23 protein-coding genes are annotated in these 22,542 nt (G+C 68.6%); 17 read left to right on the top strand and 6 right to left on the bottom strand.

The genetic code is table 11. The features are described 5' to 3' along the window. Positions 1-342 precede the first annotated feature (342 nt). Complete coding sequence (locus tag GH2_RS13990; protein WP_066169167.1) at positions 343-1,092, top strand: Fic family protein; 750 nt, start codon at positions 343-345, stop codon at positions 1,090-1,092. A 397-nt stretch (positions 1,093-1,489) separates the two neighbouring features. Here GH2_RS13990 and GH2_RS13985 read toward each other — a convergent pair whose 3' ends face one another. Then, positions 1,490-2,308 carry an HAD family hydrolase gene (locus tag GH2_RS13985; RefSeq protein ID WP_066169164.1) on the bottom strand — a complete coding sequence of 273 codons (819 nt, stop codon included), beginning with the start codon at positions 2,306-2,308 and terminating at the stop codon, positions 1,490-1,492. Between the two features lie 358 nt (positions 2,309-2,666). Here GH2_RS13985 and GH2_RS13980 point away from each other — a divergent pair, with 358 nt between their 5' ends. From GH2_RS13980 to GH2_RS13945, 8 genes are all read left to right on the top strand, one after another. Further along, positions 2,667-3,611: an esterase/lipase family protein gene (locus GH2_RS13980; protein ID WP_066169163.1), complete on the top strand. Its 945-nt coding sequence runs from the start codon at positions 2,667-2,669 to the stop codon at positions 3,609-3,611. 75 nt (positions 3,612-3,686) lie between these two features. Next, positions 3,687-4,730, top strand: coding sequence for a septum site-determining protein Ssd (gene ssd, locus GH2_RS13975; protein WP_066169161.1), 1,044 nt, complete (start codon positions 3,687-3,689; stop codon positions 4,728-4,730). Next, complete coding sequence (locus tag GH2_RS13970; protein WP_066169235.1) at positions 4,727-5,908, top strand: TadA family conjugal transfer-associated ATPase; 1,182 nt, start codon at positions 4,727-4,729, stop codon at positions 5,906-5,908. Before ssd ends, GH2_RS13970 begins: the two co-directional genes overlap by 4 nt. Further along, positions 5,905-6,702, top strand: coding sequence for a type II secretion system F family protein (locus tag GH2_RS13965; RefSeq protein ID WP_066169159.1), 798 nt, complete (start codon positions 5,905-5,907; stop codon positions 6,700-6,702). The genes GH2_RS13970 and GH2_RS13965 overlap by 4 nt, the downstream gene beginning before the upstream one ends. Then, positions 6,699-7,268, top strand: coding sequence for a type II secretion system F family protein (locus tag GH2_RS13960; RefSeq protein ID WP_066169157.1), 570 nt, complete (start codon positions 6,699-6,701; stop codon positions 7,266-7,268). The genes GH2_RS13965 and GH2_RS13960 overlap by 4 nt, the downstream gene beginning before the upstream one ends. Positions 7,269-7,432: 164 nt before the next feature. Continuing rightward, positions 7,433-7,636 carry a DUF4244 domain-containing protein gene (locus GH2_RS13955; RefSeq protein WP_066169155.1) on the top strand — a complete coding sequence of 68 codons (204 nt, stop codon included), beginning with the start codon at positions 7,433-7,435 and terminating at the stop codon, positions 7,634-7,636. A 57-nt stretch (positions 7,637-7,693) separates the two neighbouring features. Continuing rightward, positions 7,694-8,008, top strand: a complete 315-nt coding sequence (locus GH2_RS13950) for a TadE family type IV pilus minor pilin (RefSeq protein ID WP_066169233.1) — start codon at positions 7,694-7,696, stop codon at positions 8,006-8,008. Beyond that, entirely contained in the window at positions 7,899-8,360 is a 462-nt protein-coding gene (locus tag GH2_RS13945) for an Rv3654c family TadE-like protein (RefSeq protein ID WP_084247491.1), read from the top strand. The genes GH2_RS13950 and GH2_RS13945 overlap by 110 nt, the downstream gene beginning before the upstream one ends. A 13-nt stretch (positions 8,361-8,373) precedes the next feature. On the opposite strand, the gene GH2_RS13940 is transcribed toward GH2_RS13945, so the two are convergent. Next, a complete protein-coding gene (locus tag GH2_RS13940) occupies positions 8,374-10,686 on the bottom strand; it encodes a DEAD/DEAH box helicase (protein ID WP_066169151.1) in 2,313 nt (770 codons plus the stop codon). Positions 10,687-10,989: 303 nt separating this feature from the next. Here GH2_RS13940 and GH2_RS13935 point away from each other — a divergent pair, with 303 nt between their 5' ends. From GH2_RS13935 to topA, 3 genes are all read left to right on the top strand, one after another. Next, entirely contained in the window at positions 10,990-11,193 is a 204-nt protein-coding gene (locus GH2_RS13935) for a cold-shock protein (protein WP_009679429.1), read from the top strand. A 192-nt stretch (positions 11,194-11,385) separates the two neighbouring features. After that, positions 11,386-11,961, top strand: a complete 576-nt coding sequence (locus GH2_RS13930; RefSeq protein WP_066169150.1) for a hypothetical protein — start codon at positions 11,386-11,388, stop codon at positions 11,959-11,961. Between the two features lie 174 nt (positions 11,962-12,135). Continuing rightward, positions 12,136-15,234: a type I DNA topoisomerase gene (topA, locus tag GH2_RS13925; RefSeq protein ID WP_066169148.1), complete on the top strand. Its 3,099-nt coding sequence runs from the start codon at positions 12,136-12,138 to the stop codon at positions 15,232-15,234. A 105-nt stretch (positions 15,235-15,339) separates the two neighbouring features. Here the strand turns inward: topA and GH2_RS13920 are convergent, their stop codons facing one another. Continuing rightward, entirely contained in the window at positions 15,340-16,899 is a 1,560-nt protein-coding gene (locus GH2_RS13920; protein ID WP_066169146.1) for an adenylate/guanylate cyclase domain-containing protein, read from the bottom strand. Between the two features lie 84 nt (positions 16,900-16,983). On the opposite strand from GH2_RS13920, the gene GH2_RS13915 reads away from it, so the two are divergent. Together GH2_RS13915 and GH2_RS13910 are read left to right on the top strand one after the other, a co-directional pair. Then, the gene (locus GH2_RS13915; protein WP_066169144.1) at positions 16,984-18,255 is read left to right on the top strand and encodes a DNA polymerase III subunit delta'; all 1,272 of its coding nucleotides are present in this window, start codon (positions 16,984-16,986) and stop codon (positions 18,253-18,255) included. Positions 18,256-18,388: 133 nt separating this feature from the next. Further along, positions 18,389-18,625 (top strand): hypothetical protein, encoded by a 237-nt coding sequence (locus GH2_RS13910; protein WP_066169142.1) that lies wholly within the window; start codon positions 18,389-18,391, stop codon positions 18,623-18,625. On the opposite strand, the gene GH2_RS21770 is transcribed toward GH2_RS13910, so the two are convergent. Then, complete coding sequence (locus tag GH2_RS21770) at positions 18,622-18,777, bottom strand: hypothetical protein (RefSeq protein WP_169802457.1); 156 nt, start codon at positions 18,775-18,777, stop codon at positions 18,622-18,624. The two genes, GH2_RS13910 and GH2_RS21770, sit on opposite strands and share 4 nt — an antisense overlap. A 101-nt stretch (positions 18,778-18,878) precedes the next feature. On the opposite strand from GH2_RS21770, the gene GH2_RS13905 reads away from it, so the two are divergent. Continuing rightward, positions 18,879-19,301, top strand: a complete 423-nt coding sequence (locus GH2_RS13905; protein WP_066169139.1) for a fluoride efflux transporter FluC — start codon at positions 18,879-18,881, stop codon at positions 19,299-19,301. Then, positions 19,298-19,654: a fluoride efflux transporter FluC gene (locus GH2_RS13900; RefSeq protein WP_066169136.1), complete on the top strand. Its 357-nt coding sequence runs from the start codon at positions 19,298-19,300 to the stop codon at positions 19,652-19,654. Before GH2_RS13905 ends, GH2_RS13900 begins: the two co-directional genes overlap by 4 nt. Before the next feature lie 7 nt (positions 19,655-19,661). On the opposite strand, the gene GH2_RS13895 is transcribed toward GH2_RS13900, so the two are convergent. Continuing rightward, a complete protein-coding gene (locus tag GH2_RS13895) occupies positions 19,662-20,450 on the bottom strand; it encodes a dioxygenase family protein (RefSeq protein WP_066169231.1) in 789 nt (262 codons plus the stop codon). 72 nt (positions 20,451-20,522) lie between these two features. On the opposite strand from GH2_RS13895, the gene GH2_RS13890 reads away from it, so the two are divergent. Continuing rightward, positions 20,523-21,200 (top strand): response regulator transcription factor, encoded by a 678-nt coding sequence (locus GH2_RS13890; protein ID WP_066169134.1) that lies wholly within the window; start codon positions 20,523-20,525, stop codon positions 21,198-21,200. Here the strand turns inward: GH2_RS13890 and GH2_RS13885 are convergent. Next, positions 21,160-22,515, bottom strand: coding sequence for a sensor histidine kinase (locus GH2_RS13885; RefSeq protein ID WP_239588881.1), 1,356 nt, complete (start codon positions 22,513-22,515; stop codon positions 21,160-21,162). The two genes, GH2_RS13890 and GH2_RS13885, sit on opposite strands and share 41 nt — an antisense overlap. Positions 22,516-22,542: the final 27 nt, after the last annotated feature.

The following is a 22,542-nucleotide window of genomic DNA, read 5'->3' as shown; positions in this document are numbered from 1 at the left end:
GGCGCTGCGCCTGCTGCGCCCAGAACGCGAGCGGATCGGCCGCGGCGCGATCGTAGATGTCGGCTGACGCATTGGCATTCGCGGCGAACTCTGCGGAGGGCGGGTACACCTTGCTGGCTTCGGTCATTCGTTGGTCTGCCTTTCTTAGTCGAACTGCCGCACTGGTCGGTTGTAGACGCGATCAGGTGTCGCCTGAGGCTCGGTGCAACATCCCTCGGTGCAACATCCTTTGTGAGGGTAGTCACCACACGTTGCAAGCGCGTAGCAGGAGCGGTCGCGCGTGACCCTCGCGCGACGAGCGGTCGTTCGGGCGCGACAGACGGACGACTATCGTGGCCAGGTGTGAGTGAAGATCCGCTGGCACCGTTGCTCGACCTCCCCGGCGTCCGTGACGCCTCCGACCGGGCCCGCGACGCGGTGAGCGCGGCCCATCGGCATCCGATCAACCTGCGGCAGTGGGACAAGACGTCGCGCGAAGCGTCGTGGCGCGCCGGTCGACTGTCGGCAGCGATCGACGGCGCGTCCACCGACATCTCTCGGGAAGATCTGGGCGATCCGATCGCGGCCGGGTCGATTCGTGTCGCGCAGACGCTCGACGGCGACCTGATCGACAGCGCCGTCGCCGTGTTCCGCCGCGCACCATCGCAGTATCTGGCGCGTCTGCACATGCTCGCTGCATCGGACCTGGTCGACGACCGCGACGCGCTCGGTCGGCCGCGGTCGGAGCCGCACATCGCGCAGCGCCTGCAGTTCTTGGGAGAGCTGATCACCGGCGCGACGTCGGTGCCCGCACCGGTGCTGGCCGCCGTCGTGCACGGCGATCTATTGGTGCTGGCGCCCTTCGACCAGGGCAACGGCGTGGTCGCGCGCGCCGCCTCGCGTCTGGTGTCCGCGACCACGGGCCTGGATCCGCACCTGCTCTGCGTGCCGGAGCTGGCCTGGTACAAGCGGCTGGGCGAGTATCGGGAACTGTCGGCGAACTTCGCGACCGGCGATCCCGAGGCGCTCGCCGCCTGGATCATCCTCTGTTGCGAAGCATTCGTCACCGGTGCAGAAGAGGCGAAGTCGATCGCTGACGCCGCGCGCGGCTGACCAACCCACAGGCAACTGACCCACCCCACACATATATGCGGGCGGCCTCCCGACCGGAGAACCGGTTCGGACTGCCGCCCGCAAGCACGGACGTAAACGACCAATGCGTGCATATGTGGGTTGTGGGATCGCCTAGGCGAGGGAAAGCCGACATCTCGTCGTGACTCGAAGGATGGCGTAGGACCAGCGCGAGTCGCGAATGACGCCCGCAATATCGCAAGCGCACAACACTTCTGCCAATGCGGCGCGCTCCGCGTGGGATGCTTGCCGCCCGTGCTGGGAACTTTCCGATCCGGGGGCTTCTGCCTTCTCTTCCGGTAGAAGCTTTGCCGTCCGGGGTTCCGTAACTCATTTCTACACGGTGACGGTCATCACAGCAAGCCCTTTGCGAAAAATCTTAGGCGGCCTCTGACCTGCTGCTTTTGCCGTGACGCATCGAATGGATGACGGCGATGGCAGCCGCCGCGCCGATACCTGTGGCGCACAACGCAGTACACGCCAGTAAGGGTTTCGAGGCCCATGCCGGGGTCGGCATGGGATTCGGGAAATCGAAGATCTCCCAACCTTTTTCGGCGGCATGGTGGCGCAGCGTCTTGTCGGGATTGACCACGGCGGGGTGGCCCACCACGGTCAGCATCGGCAGGTCGGTGCTGGAATCGGAATAGGCGTAGCAGTCGTCGAGGCGGTAGCCGTGCTCGCCGGCGAGGGTGCGCATCGCGACGGCCTTGTCCTCGCCATAGCAATAGAAGTCGAGCTCGCCCGAGTAGTGGCCGTCCTCGATGTGCATGATGCTCGCGCGAACGTAGTCGGCGCCGAGCAACTCTCCGATCGGCTCCACCATCTCGAGGCCGGAGGCGGAGATCAGCACGATATCGTGGCCTGCGCTCTTGTGCTCGGCGATCAGGTCGGCCGCTTCGGCGAAGATCGTCGGCCGCACGACGTCCTCCAGGGTCTCCGACACGATCTCGCGGACCTGGGCGGCATTCCATCCTCGGCACATGTCGGTGACGTGCTTGCGCAACCGCTCCACTTGGTCGGCCTCGGCGGAGGTCAGGAGGAACTGCAACTGTGCGATCGCTGACTTGAACATCGCGCGCCTGGTCAGCAGCCCGCCGTCGAAGAACGGGCGGGTGAAGATCAGTGCGCTCGAGCGCGCGATGACGGTCTTGTCGAGGTCGAAGAACGCGGCGATGGGGGTCGATGACGTCGAAGTCACAGTGCAAACCCTACGACTACCGCGGGTATTGTGGGAGAGTGTGACGGAGCGAACACTGCGGGCCAGATAGTTGGTATTGCAATGTTCGCGCGGACGCGTGTAGCTTGTAGATATCCGGTTCACACCGGTAGCTTTCAGCCCGACCCCCCGGGGCTGAAACGCTGATGACCCCGGCCTCCTCCCCCCTGGCCGGGGTCGTCCCTATTTCTGCGCCTTGACTCGCGACTGAATTCACGTCATCAGAGACTCATTTTTATGATTGTCTCACCTTGGCGGGGTCTACGCCGTAGGTTCATACGATCTGATGACACGCAGACCGCGGCGTCGTCGCTGTGCGTCTACTCGGGGGATCTCTGGCATGAAGAACATCGGGCGTCTGGTCGTCACCTTCTCTGCGGTCCTGTTGGGGGTGCTGACTGTCATCGCTCCCGCGCGGGCCGACCCCGAACTGCCGGAGAACTACAACTTCTTCGGCGGCATCCCGTACGAGCTGCAACATCCCGGCGGCTCCCTGCCCGGCTCCAACGACTTCTCCTGCAAGCCGACGGCCGAGCATCCCCGACCGGTGATCCTGGTTCACGGCACCGGCGGAGCCAAGACCACCAACTGGGGCTCGTACGTACCGATGCTGAAGAACCGCGGGTACTGCGTCTTCGCCCTCACCTACGGGGCGCTCCGCGGGCTGCCGTGGCCCTTCACCGCGGTCGGCGGCATGGATCGGATCGACGTCAGCGCCGCACAACTCGCTGCGTTCGTCAGGCGCGTGCGTGCGGCGACCGGGGCGCGCACCGTCGACCTGATCGGGCACTCGCAGGGCACCTACATGCCGACGTATTACCTGAAGTACCTCGGCGGTGCGGACAAGGTCACGAACTACGTCTCGCTGGCCCCGCTGTGGAAGGGCACCGGGTCCATCACGCCGCAGATGAACGAATTCGGCAGACTGCTCGGCGACATTCGGCTGCCGATGTGTGTCGGCTGCGGCGGCATGCTGCCCGGGTCGAGCATGAATGCGAAGATCTGGCGCGGCGGCAGCCCATACGTCAAGGGTGTCGCCTACACCAACATCATGACCCGGTACGACGAGCTCGTCGTCCCCTACACCGCGGGCTACGTGCGTGGACGGGCAGGCGAGCAGGTGAAGAACATCGTCGTGCAGGACACCTGCGCCGAGGACTACAGCGATCACCTGGCCATCGCAGGGTCGCGCAGAGCGGCGTACTTCGCCCTCAACGCACTCGACCCGGACCATCCGGTGTCGGTTCCGTGCGAGTTCGTGCCGCCGTTCACCGGACAGTCCTGATCCGCTGTGGACACCATGCCGGAACCTGTGGATAACGGACTTTCCTGATCCGGTCGGGCGGCGCACTCTCGAGGCATGGGGGATGTGCTGCTGGTTCTGGCGGGAGAAGAGTTCCATGACGACCTCGCACGCTGCAGTGCGGCTGCGGGATACACGGTGGTGGTCTGCGACGCGGCGCGGTGCCGACATCAGTGGCTGCGCGCGGCCGCCGTGGTGGCCGATGCGGCGTCGTTGTCGGTAGTTCGCGACTCCGGGCTGCCGCGCAGATCCGGGCTGTTCGTGATCTCTGCGCCGGACGACGACGGCGTGGCGTGGCGGTCGGGTCTCGTGCTCGGCGCGGACGGCGGGTTCGTCCTGCCCGACGAGGAGGGCGGCCTGGTCGCTGCACTGAGCCGGGTCCGAGAACCGAGACGACATCCCGCGGGCGCGGTCGCGGTGGTCCCCGGGCACGGCGGAGCGGGTGCCAGCACGCTGGCGGCCGGCGTCGCGCTGGTGGCGGCGCGGACGTCGCCGGTGCTGCTGCTGGACGTCGACCAGGCGGGCGCCGGTGCCGATCTGCTGCTCGGGATCGAGGCGGAGTCGGGGCTGCGGTGGCCCGACGTCAACGGTGAGACCGGCGCCATCGGCGGTGCAGCACTGCGCACGGCCGTTCCGCGGACCCGTGGCGTCGGGGTGCTCTGTGGTGCACGCGACGACGCATCGGCCCTGCGGCCGGAGACGGTGCTGGCGGTCGTGGACGCCAGTCGAGGCGCCGGTGACGTGGTGGTCGCGGATGTGGGGAGAGAACCGGGTCCGGTGGCGGCCGGCGTCCTCGACTCGGTCGATCTGACGGTCGTGGTGACAGCGGCGACCGTGCCCGCGGTGGCCGCCTCCCGCAGGACGGTCGCCCGACTGCTCGACGGCCGCGACGCCGTGCTGGTGGTTCGCGGGCCGTCGCCGAGCGGGTTGCGACCGGAGCAGGTGGCAGGCGCGGTCGGTCTTCCGTTGCTCGGACACCTCCGGCCCGACGGCGGGCTCGCGGCCCGGTGCGAGTCCGGAGGGCTGACGCTGCGTCGATTCTCGTCGTTGACGCGGGCCGCCGAGATCGTGTGCGAGCGGGCCGGAATCGGTGCGCGATGACGCCCGTGAATCCGGAACTGCTCGACCGCGTCCGACAGCGACTGGCCGCCGACTCCGCGGGGACGGCCGCGGCGCCGCCGCCGGATGTGATCGCCGCGGCCATTCGCGCCGAGTCGGGCGGACTCCTCGGTGACACCGATCTGCTCGCTGCATTGCGCTATCTGCAGACCGAGATGGTCGGCGTCGGACGGCTGGAAGGCCTGCTCGCCGACCCGGCGGTCACCGATGTCCTGGTGGTGGGACCGGATCGGGTGTGGGTCGATCGCGGCGACGGTCTGGAGCTGACCGACGTGGTGTTCGACGACGAGGCGGGCGTCCGCCGGCTGGCATCGCGCCTCGCCTTGAGCGCGGGCAGACGCCTCGACGACGCCCAGCCGTGGGTGGACGGGCGGCTCGCCGGCGTGGGGCGCGCCGGGGTGCAGGTGCGACTGCACGCGCTGATTCCGCCGCTGGCGCCGGACGGAACGTGCATCTCACTGCGCGTGCTTCGCGGCGCCGTGCACAGTTTTCCGAGCCTGGTCGACAGCGACTCGATACCGGTGGAGATCGCGGAGACGGTCGAGGCGGTGGTGGCCGCCAAACTCGCGTTTCTGGTGGTGGGCGGGACAGGCGCCGGAAAGACCACCGTGCTGGGGAGCCTGCTCGGCCTGGTGGACCACCGCGACCGCATGCTGCTGGTGGAGGACGCCCCGGAACTGGACCCGAGCCACCCGCACGTGGTCCGGATGGTCGCGCGCGCCGCCAACGTGGAAGGGGTGGGCGAGGTGACGGTGCGGACGCTGGTCCGACAGGCGTTACGGATGCGCCCCGACCGCATCGTCGTCGGTGAGGTGCGCGGCGCGGAGGTCATCGACCTGCTGACCGCGCTCAACACCGGTCATGACGGATGTGCGGGCACCCTGCACGCGAACTCGATCGCCGAGGTCCCCGCCCGGATGGAGGCGCTCGCCGCGCTCGGCGGGATGGAGCGCGCCGCGCTTCATAGCCAGTTGGGTCCCGCGATTCAGGTCATCCTCGGCGTCGCTCGCGGTCGGACCGGGGCCCGCGGGCTCAGCGAGATCGGCCTCGTCGAACGCGGGGAGACGGGGATGGTGGCGGTGGTTCCGGTCTGGCGGCGGGCATCGGGATTCACCGACCGGCGTGACCGGCTGGACCAACTGATTCGGGAACGTCGATGATCGTCGCCGCACTGCTGGTGGCGCTGGCGGGGATCGTGGTGCTGTGGCCGCTTCCGGAGCCGCAGCGGCGGCTGTCGCGACTGACTGGCCACGCTGGCGAGCGGAACGGCTCGGCCTGGGATCCGTGGAAAGCGGTGTGGGCGGGACCGGTGGCCGCGGCGATCCTGTTCGGGCCCGCGCCTGCGCTCGCGGCGCTCATGGTCGCCGGACTCGTGGCCCGGCAGCGGCGTCGAGCACGGATCGCGGCCGCCGCCGAGCGGGACGTGGGCGACGTGATCGCAGCATTGGCGGTGATGGGTGCCGAACTGTCTGTCGGCGCACCGGTGGTGCAGGCGTGCCGGGTCGCGGCGGCGGAACTGGTGTCGGCCGGAGGCGGCGGTCCGGTGGGGGCAGAGCTGTCACGCCTGGCCGCTCGCGCCGAACTCGGCGGCGACCCCGGCGCCGCGTTGTCCGAGGCCCAGGTGGTCCGACGGCTTGCGGAAGCCTGGGCGACGTCGTTGCAGCACGGCCTGCCGATCGGCGACATGCTTGCGGCGCTCCGCAGCGATCTGGTTGCCAGACAGGACTTCGCCGCGCGGACCCGCGCCGGCCTGGCCGGCCCGCGGGCCACCGCCGGGGTGCTCGCCGGGCTCCCGCTGCTCGGGATCCTGCTCGGGGAGGCGATGGGCGCCGGACCGGTCGGGGTGCTGCTGAACTCGTCCTTGGGCGGGATTCTGCTCGTGATCGGTACCGGGCTCTCGGTCGGTGGCGTGCTCTGGGCCGGGCGGATCACGGACAGGGCGGTGTCGGGATGAGTGTCGCACTGATCCTTGTCGCGATCGCGCTCCTCGTGTGGCCGGCGCCGAACTGGGTCCTGCGTCGTGCCCTCGGCGGGTCCGACGCGGGTGCCGTTGCTCCGGATGCGCCGGACGATCCGGATCCGTTCGACCTCGCCGCAGGGTACGACACCCTTGCCGTCTGCCTGCGAGCCGGCCTTCCGGTCGGTACCGCGGCACGCGTCGCCGCCCACGTCTCCCCGCCGACGTTGCGGAGATCGTTCACGCGCGCCGCCGACCTCCTCGCTCTCGGCGCCGATCCCGAGCGCGCGTGGGCGACGCAAGACTCCGACGATCGGGACTTCGCCGATCTGGCAGCGTTGATCCGCCGCGCCTCCCGCGCGGGAGCCGCTTTGGCCGAGGCGATCTCCGGCTTCGCCGACGGCACCCGCCGTCGGGCGGAGAACACGGCGCTGGAGGCCGCCGAGCGTGCAGGAGTCAAGATCAGCGGTCCGCTGGGACTGTGCTTTCTCCCGGCGTTCGTCTGCCTGGGCATCGTGCCGGTGGTGGTCGGGCTGGCCTCAGATCTGTTGGTCGGGTTGTGACGTGGTCCGCTTCGACGCCGAGCCGAACACGGTGCAGCGCCCTCGTCGCGACACGCCGACGCGCCGTCTGCGGAACCGAACCGCCGCGCGCTGCGTCTAAGTAGGGCAAGCACCGCAAGGGTGAGTTCGGATGTCAGGGGGACGTCATGGTTATCGGAGAAGCGATGAGGCAGCGCTGCAAGGAGATCGGCGATCTCACGATGCGGCTCGCGACCGATGAGGAGGGCATGTCGACGGCGGAGTACGCCATCGGAACGATCGCGGCCGCAGCCTTCGGCGCACTGCTCTACACCGTGGTGACGGGCGATTCGGTGGTGAGTGCGTTGACGGGGATCATCAGCAAGGCGCTCAGCACCACGACGGGATGAGCCGTGAGCAGCGGGGTCCTCGGGTTCGTGCGCCGACTGCGGCGCGACGAGTCGGGGATGGTCACCGTGGAGGCGGCCTATGCGATGGCGGCGATCGCGGCGTTCCTGCTGATCGGGGTCGGAGCAGTCGGGGGAGTGTCGGTGCAGATCCGCTGCACGGACGCCGCCCGCGAAGTGGCGCGGTTGACGGCGGCGGGCGACGAGTCGGCGCGCAGGGTGGGCGCGGCGGTCGCGCCGCGGGGTGCGGGGATCGAGGTGCACGATGACGCGAACCAGGTGGTGGTCGTGGTGTCCGCGGACGTTCCACTGCTTCCGCTGGTGCGGGTGTCGGCGCGAGCGGTCGCCGCGCGCGAGCCGACCGGAGTCGAATGACGCGGGCTTCTCGACGGTGGCCGGGGCCGGCGTGATCGCGGGGTTGGCGATCCTGCTGGTGGCGATGCTGTATCTGGGCGGAGCCGTGCTGGCTCGGCATCGCGCGCAGTCCGCCGCCGATCTCTCGGCGCTGGCGGGGGCGTCCGCGTTGCTGACGGGCACCGGTGCCGGGTGTGAGACGGCACGACGACTCGCGGCGGAACAGGAGGGAGCGCCGCGGGTCGTCGGCTGCACCGTCGACGGCGGCGACGTGCAGGTGCGGATCGCGGTGGCGGTTCGGCTGGGGAGGTTCGGGGTTCACGACGCGACGGCGGTCGCGCGAGCCGGACCGGTGGGGCCGGGGCAGGCCTGAGGCCGTGGCGTTCTCACGCGTGCAGGCGGCTGATCAACCGGAGCAGTGTGACGGCATGCTCCTTGTCGAGCGGTTCGTTGCCGTTGCCGCACTTCGGGGACTGGACGCACGACGGGCAGCCCGCGGTGCAGCCGCAGGAGGAGACGGCGACGTCGGTGGCGGAGATCCAGTCGGTGAACGCCTCGTAGCCGCGATCGGCGAAACCCGCACCGCCGGGGTAGCCGTCGTAGACGAACACGGTCGGGAGGCCGGTGCCCGGATGCAGTGCGCTCGAGAGTCCGCCGATGTCCCAGCGATCGCAGGTGGCGACCAAACCGAGCATCCCGATGGCGGCGTGCTCGGCGGCGTGCAGGGCGCCGGGGAACTTGTCGAGGGCGATGCCCGCATCGATCATCGCCTCGGGCGTCAGCGTGTACATCACCGCGCGGGTGGTAAGCGTGTGCTCGGGGAGATCGAGCGGCACCGAGTCCAGGATCTCGCCGGAGAGCGCCTTGCGGAGGAACCCGACCACCTGGTTGGTGACTTCGACGGAGACGCTGGCCACGGTCAGCGGCCCGAACACGCGCTGATCGTGCGTCGCGATGATCGTGACGTCGCTGACCTCACGCGCCGAGGTGGTCCAGTCGGGCTCTTCGGGGTGGGCGAGTGCGAGGCCGTCGTCGAGGTCGAGTTCGTCGATCACGAAGCTCTCGCCCTGGTGCAGGTACACGGCGCCGGGATAGACCGACGTCATCGCGCGAGCGGTGTCGACGGTGCCGAGCAGGCGGGAGGTGGTGGCGTCGACGATGAGTATCTGGCCGCCGATTCCGCCGCGGATGTCGATGTCGCCGTGCGGATCGAGCCCGGCCGCCGCATACCAGCCCGCCTTGCGCCGCTTGAGCTTTCCCTCGGCGGTCAGGTCGGCGACCACCTGCTGCGCGTGAAAGGCGACGACCTCTTCCTCGGTGAGCGGGAACTCGGCCGCGGCGCACAGCATGTGCGGCGCCAGCACATAGGGGTTGGTCGGGTCGGTGACCGTCGCCTCGACGGACCGTTTCAACAGCGCATCGGGGTGGTGCACGAGATAGGTGTCGAGGGGATCGTCGCGCGCCACCATCACCACGATCGAGCCCTCGCCGCGGCGACCGGCACGACCGGCCTGCTGCCAGAACGACGCGACCGTGCCCGGATATCCGGCGACGACGACGGCGTCGAGCCCGGAGATGTCGACGCCGAGCTCGAGCGCGTTGGTGGTGGCGACGCCGAGCAGTTCGCCGTCGGAGATCGCGTGCTCCAACGTGCGGCGGTCGTCGGCCAGATACCCGGCGCGGTACGCGGCGACGCGGGGGACCAGCTCGGGTGCCGACTCGGCGAGGATCTGCTTGGCGCGGACGGCGGTCAACTCGACGCCGCGACGACTGCGGACGAAGCAGAGGGTGCGGGCGCCCTCGATGACGAAGTCGGCCAGCAGTCGGGCGGCCTCCGACCCCGCAGAGCGTCGGACCGGTGCGTCGTTCTCGCCTTTGGCCTCGTCGAGGAAACCCGGCTCCCACAGGGCGACGGTCCGCGCGCCGTGCGGAGAGGCGTCCTCGGTGACCGCGACGACGTCCTCGCCGATGAGCCGCGACAGCGCCTGAGCGGGATTCGACACCGTCGCACTGGCGCCGATGACCACCGGATCGGCACCGTACTTGCGGGCGATCCGCAGAGTGCGCTGCAGGACGAGCGCGGTGTGCGAGCCGAAGACCCCGCGGTAGTGATGGCATTCGTCGACGACGATGTACTTGAGCTTGGCGAAGAACGCGCGCCACCGCGGGTGCGTTGAGGTGATGCCGATCTGCAGCATGTCCGGGTTGGTGAAGATCCACCGCGAGTGCATGCGCGCCCACTGCCGCAGATCGGAGTCGGTGTCGCCGTCGTACGACGACGGCGCGAGATGGGAGAACTCGCTGCGCCCGGCGATCAACTGGGCCACCGAACGGAGCTGATCGGTGCCGAGCGCCTTGGTCGGCGACAAGTACAGCGCCGTCGTGTTGGGGTCGCGGGCGAAGGCGGTGAGGACCGGCAGCTGGTAGGCGAGTGACTTGCCCGACGCCGTCCCGGTGCAGATGCAGACGTGCCTGCCCTCGGCGGCGAGCGTCGCGGCGTCGGACTGGTGTCGCCAGGGCCGCTGGACGCCGTGCTCGACGACGGCGTCGCGGACGGCCGGGTGCACCCAGTCGGGCCAGTCGGTGAATTGCGCCGACCGTGAATCGATCACCGCCATGTGTGTCAGCGGGCTCGCGTCGTCGGGGACGCCGGCGAGGGTGCGGCCCAGCAGTTCGCTGCCGTATGTGGCCTGCCCCATGGTGTTTCGCGTCCTGCCTTGCTGATTTCGAAGCTCCCGAATCCCCCATGATACGCAGGGACCAAGGGCCCTAATCGGCGTGTCGGTAGGCGACCTGCCGTGCAGGGGTGTCATTGCGGGCTCGAACATGCTTAGCTAGTGGTGGTCGCAAGCTTCGCCCAGGCGAAGTTCGTTGCGGCCGGTGTACTGCAGTTAGTTCCATCGCCATCCGGCGAGGCTCGTTGAAGTATGGCGGTCGGAACAGACCCCCGGCGCGGCTCCGTTGCGGCGGGAGATGCAATGCAATGTAAAGGAATGCAGTAAATGGCACAGGGAACTGTGAAGTGGTTCAACGCGGAGAAGGGCTTCGGATTCATCGCGCCTGACGACGGCGACGCCGACGTTTTCGTCCACTACTCCGAGATCCAGGGCAACGGCTTCCGTACCCTGGAAGAGGACCAGCGCGTGGAGTTCGAGGTCGGTCAGGGCACCAAGGGCCCGCAGGCCACCGGCGTTCACGCCCTCTAAGTCTCCACTGAACCCGTCAGGGTTCGACTAAAGACTTCACCGGACTCCCGGACCGCGATGCGGCCGGGAGTTCGGTCATTTTCGTCTCGAGTCGGGGTGCGGCCGTCGGACGCGGTGCGGCACGCCGACCGACGGCGCGGTCGCCCCGGCGGTGGAGACCGAACTGTCACCTTGAGGTCGTACGATGAACCGGTGAGTCAGATGTCGCTGTTCTCTGCGGAGATCGAGGATCCAGCCATTGCGGACCTCGCTGGACTGCTTGCGGCACAGGGTCAGTCGGTTCACACCAGTTGGGGCGCCCGGGTGTCGGTGGTCGTCGCCGAGCAGTGGCGCGCCGACGAGATCTGCGACGAGATCCGCGAGGCCGGACTGGAAGCGGAGATCGTCGAGTCCGAAGAAGGACATCCCATCGCGCGCACGGAAGCCAATCCGCGGATCACGGCGCTGCACCGAGCGTGGACCACGGGGGCGGTAAAGGCGGTGCCGGAGGGGTGGACGCCCACCCCGCACGCGCTACGGCTGTGGACGCTCGCCGGCGGTCGTGCCGACGGCGCACACTACGTCCTCGGTCTCGATCCCACGGCGCCGGACACGTACGCGCCGCTCTCGACGTCGTTGATGCGCACGGGGATCGCGCCGACACTCGTCGGGACCCGCGGAGGCAGTCCGGGGTTGCGGATCTCGAGCCGCAAACGCATCACGCGACTGGCGGAGACGGTGGGAATCGCGCCCGACGGTGCGCCCGCCGGGGAGTGGCCGGTCGGCTGATCGACGGTCGCGCACGGGCTCGGATCTCGGGTCCGACGGTGTTCGCGAGCGTCTGGCCACCGATGTGTGATCGGGACTAACGGCCTACCTCCACAATCTGGGGTGACGTGCAGAACACACGTTATATAAGGTACAACGGCATCGAGCAGCAATACTTCGAACCGAAGGGCACCCGTGGCCGCCACCGACAACGCATCACCCGCCGTCCGGCGTCTCGTCATCGTCGAGTCGCCGACCAAAGCCCGCAAGATCGCGGGCTATCTCGGCGGGAACTACGTCGTCGAATCGTCGCGCGGACACATCCGCGACCTTCCCCGCGGTGCGGCCGACGTGCCTGCCAAGTACAAGGGGCAGCCGTGGGCGCGACTCGGGGTCAACGTCGACGACGGCTTCGAACCCCTGTACGTGGTCTCGGCCGATAAGAAGTCGACGGTCACCGAACTCAAGTCGCTGATGCGCGACGTCGACGAGCTCTACCTCGCCACGGACGGTGACCGCGAGGGGGAGGCCATCGCGTGGCACCTCCTCGAGACCCTGAAGCCGAAGATCCCGGTCAAGCGGATGGTGTTCCACGAGATCACCGAGTCGGCGATCCGCGCGGCCGCCGAGAATCCCCGCGAGCTCGACATGCCGATGGTCGACGCGCAGGAGACCCGCCGCATCCTCGACCGCCTGTACGGCTACGAAGTGTCGCCGGTGCTGTGGAAGAAGGTCATGCCGAAGCTGTCGGCGGGCCGCGTGCAGTCGGTGGCGACCCGCATCATCGTCGAGCGTGAGCGCGAGCGCATGGCGTTCGTCTCCGCGGACTACTGGGACATCGCCGCGGTGCTCGACGCCGGCGCGCAGGCGTCGCCGCGCACCTTCAACTCCCGCCTGGTGAACATCGGGGACGACCGGGTGGCCACGGGCCGCGATTTCGGCCCCGACGGGCGCCTGAAGAAGTCCAGCGGTGTGGCCGTCCTCGACCAGGCGCGTGCGACGGCGCTGGCAGCGGGCCTCGAAGGGGCGTCGCTCACCGTCACCTCGGTGGAGGAGAAACCCTACACCCGCCGCCCGTACGCGCCGTTCATGACGTCGACCCTCCAGCAGGAGGCCGGTCGCAAACTGCGATTCTCGTCGGACCGCACCATGCGCATCGCGCAGAAGCTGTACGAGAACGGCTACATCACCTACATGCGTACCGACTCGACCACGCTGAGCGAGTCGGCCATCACCGCCGCGCGCAACCAGGCGCGCCAGCTCTACGGGGACGACTTCGTCCACCCGACGCCGCGTCAGTACACCCGCAAGGTGAAGAATGCGCAGGAGGCGCACGAGGCGATCCGGCCGGCGGGCGACTCGTTCCGGACGCCGGGCCAGGTCGCGTCGGCGCTGAACACCGACGAGTTCCGCCTGTACGAGCTGATCTGGCAGCGGACCGTCGCCTCGCAGATGGCCGATGCCCGCGGCACCACCATGAGCCTGCGGATCGGTGGCCGCGCGTCGACCGGCGAAGAGGTCACGTTCGCCTCGTCGGGCCGCACCATCACCTTCCCGGGCTTCCTGTCGGCCTACGTCGAGACCGTCGACGCGCTCGCAGGCGGTCAGGCCGACGACGCCGAGAACCGGTTGCCCAACCTCCGCGAGGGACAGGCGCTGACAGCCGCGTCGCTCACCGCCGACGGGCACTCCACCAATCCGCCCGCGCGCTACACCGAGGCATCGCTGGTCAAGACGCTCGAAGAGTTGGGCATCGGCCGCCCGTCGACGTACGCATCGATCATCGGCACCATCCAGGACCGCGGTTACGTCGTGAAGAAGGGCAGTGCGCTGGTTCCGTCGTGGATCGCGTTCGCCGTCGTCGGTCTGCTGGAGGGCTACTTCAACAGTCTCGTCGACTACGATTTCACCGCCTCGCTGGAAGACGACCTCGACGAGATCGCGTCGGGCAACGAGGACCGCACCCGCTGGCTCACCCAGTTCTACTTCGGCGCCGACACCGAGAGCGATGCTCCGAACTCCGGAGACGACGATGCTGCCGGCGCCATGGCCCGTGCGGGCGGACTGAAGAAGCTGGTCGGGGTGAACCTCGAGGGCATCGACGCCCGCGAGGTGAACTCGATCAAGCTGTTCGACGACGCCGAGGGCCGGCCGGTCCTGGTGCGTGTCGGCCGCTACGGGCCGTACCTGGAGCGCAACGTCGCCGGGCCGGATGCCGAACCGGACCTGAAGCGGGCCAACCTCCCGTCCGAGATGACGCCGGACGAGTTGACGTTGGAGGTCGCCGAGAAGCTGTTCGCCACCCCGCAGGAGGGCCGCGTCCTCGGTGTGGACCCGGTGAGCGGCAACCAGATCGTCGCCAAGGAGGGCCGCTTCGGTCCCTACGTGACCGAACTGCTGCCCGCCGAGGACGACGACAAGGACGACGAGGATCCGGGGCCCTCCGCACCGGTGCCGACGATCCCGGCCGGGCCGACGCCGAAGGACGGCGGCGCGGGCGGCGAGGACGTCGTCGCGCTCGACGAGGTGCCGACCGGTGGCGGAGTGGCGACTGCGACGTCGACCACCACCGCGAAGAAGACCGCCAAGAAGACCGCGAAGAAGGTGGCCAAGAAGGCCGGTCCCAAACCGCGCACGGGCTCGCTGTTCAAGAGCATGGACATCTCGACGGTCACGCTCGAGGAGGCGCTGAAGCTGTTGTCGCTGCCGCGCGTCGTCGGCGTGGATCCGGAGAGCAACGAGGAGATCACCGCGCAGAACGGCCGGTACGGGCCGTACCTGAAGAAGGGCACGGACTCGCGGTCGTTGACCAGCGAGGATCAGCTGTTCAGCGTGACGCTCGAGGAAGCGCTCAAGATCTACTCGGAGCCGAAGCGGCGCGGTCGTGCCGCGGCCGCCCCGCCGCTGCGCGAGCTCGGCAACGACTCCGTGAGCGACAAGCCGATGGTGATCAAGGACGGCCGCTTCGGCCCGTACGTCACCGACGGCGAGACCAACGCCAGCCTCCGCAAGGGCGATGAGGTCGCCACCATCACGCCCGACCGCGCGATGGAGTTGTTGGCGGAACGTCGTGCCCGCGGCCCGGCCAAGAAGGCGGCGAAGAAGACCGCCAAGAAGACCACTGCCAAGAAGACAGCGGCGAAGAAGACGACGGCCGCGAAGAAGACAGCGGCGAAGAAGACCACGGCCGCGAAGAAGACGACCGCGGCGGCCAAGAAGACGACCGCGACGAAGAAGACTGCGGCCAAGACCACGGCGGCGAAGAAGACCGCGCCGCCGAAGCCCGCCGACTAACGATCTGGGGTCCCGCCTGAAGCGTCGATTCCCGCGCAGTGTTCGACAATGAGCGGGGACCGACGCCTCACGCGTGGATGGGCCGGAACCGCGGACGGCGCGACGCTATCCCACGTCGGGAGTCGGTTCGGCCACGTCCAGATCGGGACGCGCCAGCAGAGTCTCGATGCCGCGGCCGCGGAGCTCCACGCCCTCGCCGATCTCCCAGTGCGCGGCCTCCTCATCGCCGGCGAGGAACACGGCCCGCGCTGAACCGAGAACGCGCGTCTGCTCGTCCTTGGCGAGTTCGGTCAGGCGTGCCGCCTCGTTGACCGGGTCGCCGATGACCGTGTACTCGAGTCGCTGCTCCGACCCGATGTGCCCGGCGACGGCCTTGCCCGCGGACACGCCGATGCCCATGTCGACGTCGCCGAGCCGGTCGGCCAGTTCGACGCGCAGTTCTCGGGCTGCGGCGAGTGCGGCGCCGGAGAAGTCGTCTTGGTCGAGCGGGGCGCCGAAAATCGCCAGCGCGGCGTCGCCCTGGAACTTGTTGACGAAACCACCGTGCTTGCCGACCACGTCGACGACCACTTGGAAGAAGTCGTTGAGCAGTTCCACGACCTCCCGCGGGGGCCGGTTGACGGCCAGTCGGGTGGAGCCGACGATGTCGACGAACAGCACGCCGACGTAGCGTTCCTCGCCGCCGAGCTCGGTACCGGTCTCGATCGCCCGGCGTGCGACGTCCTCGCCGACGTAGCGACCGAACAGGTTGCGGAGTTCCTGGCGTTCGCGGACGTCGGCCACCATGTCGTTGAAGCCCGCTTGCAGCAGCCCCAGGTCGTTGCCGTCGTAGATCTTCACCGCGACGTTGAGGTTGCCCGCCTTCACCTGATTGAGCGCCAGGCGCATCTGCTTGACCGGGTCGGTGATGGAGCGGACCAACCGGGTGATCGCCAGCAGTCCGAAGACCATGGCGGCACACGTCATCCAGAGGATGGCGCGCTGCAGTCCCTCGGCGTCGGTGTCGACGACGCCCGTCTCCTGCAGGACGATCAGGGCTCCGATGACGACGAGTGGCACGGCGACGCTGACGATCCAGAACACGGTGATCCGCGTCGCGATACCCGGGGCGTTGGCGCTGTTGGGGTCGTTCGCCATGGCGGCGACCGTGATCGGCCGTAGCACCTTCTCGGCCTGCATGAAGCTCAGCACCCCGGTGACCAACGCACCGATGAGACTGGCGAGGAGGACGAGGATGAAGTCCTTGACCGACTGCCGGAGGTTGATCGCGGCCAGCAGCACACCGCCCACGGTCCACAGGCCGAGGTTCACCACGGTCACCAGCGTCGGCAGTTGCAGCGCCCGTTTTCGGGCGGCCTCGTCGTCGAGCCGACTGCGGCGTCGGTGCCAGATCAGCACCGGCATGCTCAGTCTGATCGTCAGGTAGATGCCGACGATGATCGCGAACAACAGGTAAACACCGAACGCGAACTGGTTCAGTGCGTCGAACTCGCTGAGCGAGATGGCATCGGCACTCGGCATTCCGAAGCGGAGGAATGCGAACGTGAACAGCGCGCCGACGAGGTTGGCCCGCAGCATGTCGAGGGCGAGGACGGGCCACGGCGTATGCGCCAGCCAGCGCACGGTGTGCGCTGCTCGCGACACGCCGGACCGTCGTCTTACCATGTCATCCAAGGTAGCGGGATGCTTGCAATTGTTAAACACCCCTCTCGACGCCGCTTGTCTGAACTGGGCTTTAGTCTGGCTGATGTGACGTATGTCTTCAGCCGAATGATCGGACAGCGCGGACTGCTCGACGAACTCCTGGTCGCGGCGACGTCTGCGCGAGCCGTCGCCGCACGTCTGGACGAAGCGGACGACGGCGCCGTCTCGATGTTCGCCGATCAACCGGACGACGCCGTGGAGACCACGGTCCGGGAGTCGATGACCCACGCGTGGCTGTTCACCGGACCGCCGGGAAGCGGCCGATCGGTGGCGGCGACCTGCTTCGCGGCAGCGTTGCAGTGTCAGTCGCCCGATGTCGTCGGCTGCGGAGAGTGCCGCGCGTGCACCACCGTCCTCGCAGGCACCCACGGCGACGTGCGCCACATCGTCCCCGAGGGCCTCACCATCTCCGTCAAACAGATCCGCGACATCGTGCAGTTGTCGGCGCGACGCCCCACGACGGGTCGCTGGCAGATCGTCGTCGTGGAGGACGCGGATCGGCTGACCGAGCAGGGGGCGAACGCGCTGCTGAAGGCCGTCGAAGAACCGCCGGAACGCACCATCTTCCTACTGTGCGCACCGTCGGTGGCTCCGGAGGACATCGCGATCACTCTGCGGTCGCGGTGTCGGCACGCCGGCCTCACGGCGCCCGCTGCGGCTGACATCGCGCGCGTCCTGGTGGACCGCGACGGGATCGAACCGGACCGTGCCGAGTGGGCCGCGTCGGTGTCCGGCGGTCACGTCGGGCGCGCCAAGCGGTTGGCGATCGATGAGGCCTCGCGCGATCAGCGCGATCAGGCGCTTGGCCTGGCCCGGGCCGCGACGCGCGATTCGACGGCGTTCGCCGCCGCCGAGAAGCTCGTCAAGACGGCGACCGATGTGGCGGCTGCGATCAGTGCCGAACGCGATGCCGTTGAGACCGAAGAGCTCATGACGGCGCTCGGTGCGGGCGGAACTGGCAAGGGCACCGCACGACCGCCGCGCGGGACGGCGGGCGCCGTCAAGGAACTCGAGAAGCGGCAGAAGTCCCGGCGCACCCGGACGATGCGCGACGTGCTCGACCGTGCCCTGGTGGACCTCGCTGCGCTCTTCCGCGACGGATTGACGCTCGCGATGGGCGCACAGGTGACGCTGATGCACCCGGACAAGGCGGGCGATCTGACGGGCCCGATGTCCCGGCACGCGTCACCCGCGCAATTGCTGCGGTGCATTGAGGCGGTTCTGGACTGCCGCGACGCCCTCGAGAAGAATGTGAAGCCGAAGTTCGCCGTCGACGCGATGGTGGTCCGGATCGGGCGCGAACTCAGCCGCAGATAGGGTGCGAAACCGGGGTCGACGCGCTCGCGTTTCTCCGGTCCGGAAAAAATCTTCACGGCTGTGACCAGCGTAGACGGCCGATTTCTCCGAAGCGCTTTTGGTCGGAGCCGATCGGTCCGGGTGCAATGGAAGCATGCTCAATCGAGAACTCACATCGGTGCGGATCGGCCCGAAGACAGGGCTCGTCGGCAGGTTGGTTGTCGCGACGACGCTCTTCTACGCCGTCGCCGTTCTTTATTTCGGTACGACGGGCGCAGTCGGTAGAGACGTGTTCGTGCAGCCGATGGTCCTCACCGCGGTGTTCGCGGGAGTTCTCTGTGTGCCGTTGATCGCCGGATGGGTGGTCGTCCGACGATTCACCGACAACTAGGCGGACGGTTCCGCGGCGTCGTCGGTGTCGTCGGCGGGGTGATCGGACAGCGGATCGTCGCCGCCCGCACCCTCGAGCACGGTCAGTTCGTTGTCGATGGCGGCTGAGGCCGCTTCGAACTTGCCCTTGATCTTGTCGATGAAGCTGGACATGACGCCTCCTCCGTGCCGAGCGTGTTTTCACTATATGTCGGTCGGCGCGGGGTCGGCGACGAGTCGTACGCTTTCCTGGATGGGACTGGGAAGGGCCGCGGATGAGTGAGTTCGGAAAGGCCTCGACATTCACCTGGGTGTTCGTCGGAGGGTTGTTTGGGACTGCTCTGCGCTGGGGCGCGGAACAGGCGTGGCCCGCCCATGACGGGCAGTGGCCGTGGGGGACATTCGTAGTGAACCTTGTCGGGGCATTCATCCTCGGCGCGCTGTTAGAGGGGTTGGCGCGACTGGGAGGCGATGACGGTTGGCGTCGTCGTGCACGCCTGGCCGGTGGTACGGGATTCTGCGGAGCCCTCACCACCTACAGCGCGTTCGCCCTGGAGATCAGTCTCCTCGGACGAGGCGCGCACTACGCGCTGGCGATCGGATACGCGGTCACCAGCGTGGTGGTCGGCGTACTGCTTGCCTGGACGGGGGTACAAGCAGCACGCCGACTGCTGCCGTTGGAGGGGGAGCCGGCGTGATCGTTCTGCTGACGGTGGTCGCAGGCGCCGCGGGTGCGGTGGCGAGGTATCAGGTCGACGACGCGGTGCGCCGACGGTGGCCCGACGTCTTCCCCGGTCCCACGTTCCTGATCAATCTGACCGGTGCCCTGCTGATCGGCTTCGTCGCCGGACTGGTGATGTTCGCCGGCGCCTCGCCCGATTGGTCGAGTGTCGTGGGCACCGGCTTCTGCGGCGGGTACACGACCTTCTCGACGGCCGTGGTCGAGGCGATCCGACTGGAGAGCCGCCGCGGCGTGATCTACAGCGTCGGCACGCTGCTCGGCGCCGTCGGCGCCTGTGCGCTCGGCCTGTGGTTGGGATGGCTCGTGTAGCGCCTGCTCAGTTCACGACGATGCTGCGCTTGGCGAGGCCCATCCAGAAGCCGTCGATCGGCTGCTCGGGGACGGCGTCGGCGACCGTCGCGGCGCCCAGTGTCACGAACAGCGGAGCGAAGTGCTCGGTGCGCGGGTGCGCGTACGGCATCCCGGGCGCCCGGTGTGCGAAGTCGAGGAGACCGTCGACGTCGCCGGCGTCGAACCGTTCCCGCGCCCACTCGTCGAACTCCACCGACCACTGCGGCGGCACCGCATCGGGGGAGGGATCGGTGAGGTAGGGCAACCCGTGCGTGGTGAATCCGGAGCCGATGATCATGACGCCCTCGTCGCGGAGTTCGGTCAGGCGAGCGCCGAGCGTCATCAGCGCGTCGGGTGCGAGCGTCGGCATCGACATCTGGACCACGGGAATGTCGGCGTCGGGGTACATCACGGTCAACGGCACGTAGGCGCCGTGGTCGAGGCGGCGCTCCGCATCGTGGTGCACCTCTCCGGCGGGCATCAGCGCGGCGATCTGCTCGGCGAGCGCCGTGGCGCCGGGCGCGTTGTACACCGTGTCGTAGAACCGGTCGGGGAAGCCCCAGAAGTCGTAGGTGAGCGGCACCCGTGGATCGGTGGAACCGATCGTCAGCGGCGCCGCCTCCCAGTGCGCGGACACGACGAGGATCTGTTTGGGACGCGGGAGATCGACGGCGAGTTGCTTCAACTCGGCGACCCACCGAACGTCGTCCACCAACGGCGGGGCTCCATGACTGATGAACAGTGCGGGCATGCGGTCGGTGCGCGAGGACGCCATGCCGACCATCGTAGTGATGTTCTCGCAAGATGCGGGGCGTAGTTCGGTCCGGTCGTCCGTATCATCGGCGAGATGAGAGTCCTCGTGGTCGACGACGACGCGGCCATCGCAGAGACCGTCCGCCGGACGATGACCGCCCAGGGATGGACGGCCGCCGTCGCCGACAACGGGATCGACGGGTTTGACGAGGCATGCGCCGGGACGTTCGACGTCGTCGTCCTCGACATCATGATGCCGGGCCGCAACGGGTACGAGGTGGTGCGCGACCTGCGCAAGGCCGGGGTATGGACGCCGATCCTGATGCTGACCGCCAAGGACGGTGAGTACGACCAGGTGGACGCCCTCGACTTCGGTGCTGACGACTACCTGACTAAGCCGTTCTCGGTGGCGGTGTTGGTGGCACGACTACGCGCGCTGGTGCGGCGAGGTGCACCGGAACGTCCGACGGTGCTCGAAGTCGGTGATCTGCGACTCGATCCCGCCAAACACACCGTGCACCGCGGCGACGCGCCGATCGACCTGTCGCCGCGGGAGTTCGCGCTGCTCAACCTGTTGATGGGACACGCGGGGGTGCCGCTCTCCAAACAGCGGATCCTCGAATCGGTGTGGGATGTGAACTACGACGGCCCGGATAATGTCGTCGAGGTCTATATTCACCACCTGCGAAAACACATCGACGCACCGTTCGGACGAAAGTCGCTGGAGACCGTCAGGGGCGTCGGCTATCGGATCGTGCCAGCGGAAGACTGAACCAGAATCGAGCGCCGCCGTCGGGTGCGGCGTCGACGCCGACCAAGCCGCTGTGCGCGTTCACGATCTCGGCGACGATCGCCAGGCCCAACCCGGACCCGCCGGCCGCCCGGTCGCGGGCGTCGTCGAGGCGGACGAAGCGATCGAACACGCGCTCGCGGTCGGCCGCGGAGACACCGGGGCCGTCGTCGCTGACGGCGACCGTGACGGACTCGGCGGTGGACGCCATCGTGATCGTCAGCCGACTCGCCGCATAGCGGGCGGCGTTGTCGGTCAAGTTCCGGATGGCACGCGCCAAGCGGGCGGCGTCACCGTCGACGAACGCGGGCACCGTGGTGCAGTGCACGGAGACGGCCCGGGTCGCCGTGACCAGGTCCGCCTCGGCGGTGACGAGTGCTTCGAGATCGACCCGTTCGTGGCGTACCGGAGCCGCGCCCTCGTCCCCGCGAGCCAGCAGCGCGAGGTCGGCGACCAGGGTTCGCATGCGTGCGGCCTCAGGCAGCAGCAGGGTCCGCACGGTCTCGACGTCGATCGGCTCGCCGGTGTGATCGGCGAGATCGAGGAGTCCGTAGATCGACGTCAGCGGGCTGTTGAGCTCGTGCGAGGCGTCGCCGACGAATTGTCGTTGCGTGGTCTGTGCGGTCTTCAGTCGGGTCAGCATCGCGTTCATGGTTCGGGCCAGCAGTTCGATCTCGTCGCGGGTCCCGGGAACGGGGACGAGATCGGCGAGATCGGCGGCGCTGATCTCGGACACACGGCGTCGGATCTGTTCCACCGGGCGCAGGGCACGGCCGACGAAGAAGTAGGTCAGCGTCGCCATCGCGGCCACGATGAGGGGGAACACCGCAGCGCAGAGCGCCGCGACCAGCAGGACGAGGGTGTTGATGCCCGCCTCGGCGGTGCCGGCCTCCACCGTGAGCGCGGTACCGTCGGCGGCACGGACGCCGACCCGAGTGGCGCGGTACTCGGCGTCGGACGGCGCGGACTGGGCGCCGTCGATCTCGACGCGTCGGCCCGGCTGCAACGGGGCGCCGAGCGGACCGCCGGGACGGGCTCGACTCGAGCGGACGACCTGTCCGGACGCGTCGACCACCTGTACGAGGTCGACGTTCTGATCGGTGCTGAACAACGAGTCGTCGAGTTCGCTCGGACCGCGTTCGGCGAGTGCCTCCGCGATAGTGCTCACCCGCGCGGAATTAGCGTCGTCGGCCTTGTTCAGGAGGACGGTGTGCAGCACCAGAATCAGTACGGCGCCTGCGATCACGAGCGCGATCGTCACCAACGCGGTGGCGAGCAGAGTCAGCCGGCTCCGCATCGGACGCACCGCACGAGCCAGGCGTCG

Source organism: Gordonia hydrophobica NBRC 16057 (assembly GCF_001592365.1).
In the GTDB taxonomy this organism is placed as follows: domain Bacteria; phylum Actinomycetota; class Actinomycetes; order Mycobacteriales; family Mycobacteriaceae; genus Gordonia; species Gordonia hydrophobica.
The sequence above is the reverse complement of the archived record's forward strand: the minus strand, read 5'-3'. Positions and strand labels throughout refer to the sequence as shown.

What these genes read in the sequence shown, in the direction of transcription:
- GH2_RS13980 (WP_066169163.1), top strand. Translation starts at nt 2,667, where the DNA reads ATGAAGAACATCGGGCGTCTGGTCGTCACCTTCTCTGCGGTCCTGTTG.
- ssd (WP_066169161.1), top strand. Translation starts at nt 3,687, where the DNA reads ATGGGGGATGTGCTGCTGGTTCTGGCGGGAGAAGAGTTCCATGACGAC.
- GH2_RS13970 (WP_066169235.1), top strand. Translation starts at nt 4,727, where the DNA reads ATGACGCCCGTGAATCCGGAACTGCTCGACCGCGTCCGACAGCGACTG.
- GH2_RS13965 (WP_066169159.1), top strand. Translation starts at nt 5,905, where the DNA reads ATGATCGTCGCCGCACTGCTGGTGGCGCTGGCGGGGATCGTGGTGCTG.
- GH2_RS13960 (WP_066169157.1), top strand. Translation starts at nt 6,699, where the DNA reads ATGAGTGTCGCACTGATCCTTGTCGCGATCGCGCTCCTCGTGTGGCCG.
- GH2_RS13955 (WP_066169155.1), top strand. Translation starts at nt 7,433, where the DNA reads ATGAGGCAGCGCTGCAAGGAGATCGGCGATCTCACGATGCGGCTCGCG.
- GH2_RS13950 (WP_066169233.1), top strand. Translation starts at nt 7,694, where the DNA reads ATGGTCACCGTGGAGGCGGCCTATGCGATGGCGGCGATCGCGGCGTTC.
- GH2_RS13945 (WP_084247491.1), top strand. Translation starts at nt 7,899, where the DNA reads ATGACGCGAACCAGGTGGTGGTCGTGGTGTCCGCGGACGTTCCACTGC.
- GH2_RS13940 (WP_066169151.1), bottom strand. Translation starts at nt 10,686, where the DNA reads ATGGGGCAGGCCACATACGGCAGCGAACTGCTGGGCCGCACCCTCGCC.
- GH2_RS13935 (WP_009679429.1), top strand. Translation starts at nt 10,990, where the DNA reads ATGGCACAGGGAACTGTGAAGTGGTTCAACGCGGAGAAGGGCTTCGGA.
- GH2_RS13920 (WP_066169146.1), bottom strand. Translation starts at nt 16,899, where the DNA reads ATGGTAAGACGACGGTCCGGCGTGTCGCGAGCAGCGCACACCGTGCGC.
- GH2_RS13910 (WP_066169142.1), top strand. Translation starts at nt 18,389, where the DNA reads ATGCTCAATCGAGAACTCACATCGGTGCGGATCGGCCCGAAGACAGGG.
- GH2_RS21770 (WP_169802457.1), bottom strand. Translation starts at nt 18,777, where the DNA reads ATGTCCAGCTTCATCGACAAGATCAAGGGCAAGTTCGAAGCGGCCTCA.
- GH2_RS13905 (WP_066169139.1), top strand. Translation starts at nt 18,879, where the DNA reads ATGAGTGAGTTCGGAAAGGCCTCGACATTCACCTGGGTGTTCGTCGGA.
- GH2_RS13895 (WP_066169231.1), bottom strand. Translation starts at nt 20,450, where the DNA reads ATGGCGTCCTCGCGCACCGACCGCATGCCCGCACTGTTCATCAGTCAT.
- GH2_RS13890 (WP_066169134.1), top strand. Translation starts at nt 20,523, where the DNA reads ATGAGAGTCCTCGTGGTCGACGACGACGCGGCCATCGCAGAGACCGTC.
- GH2_RS13885 (WP_239588881.1), bottom strand. Translation starts at nt 22,515, where the DNA reads ATGCGGAGCCGGCTGACTCTGCTCGCCACCGCGTTGGTGACGATCGCG.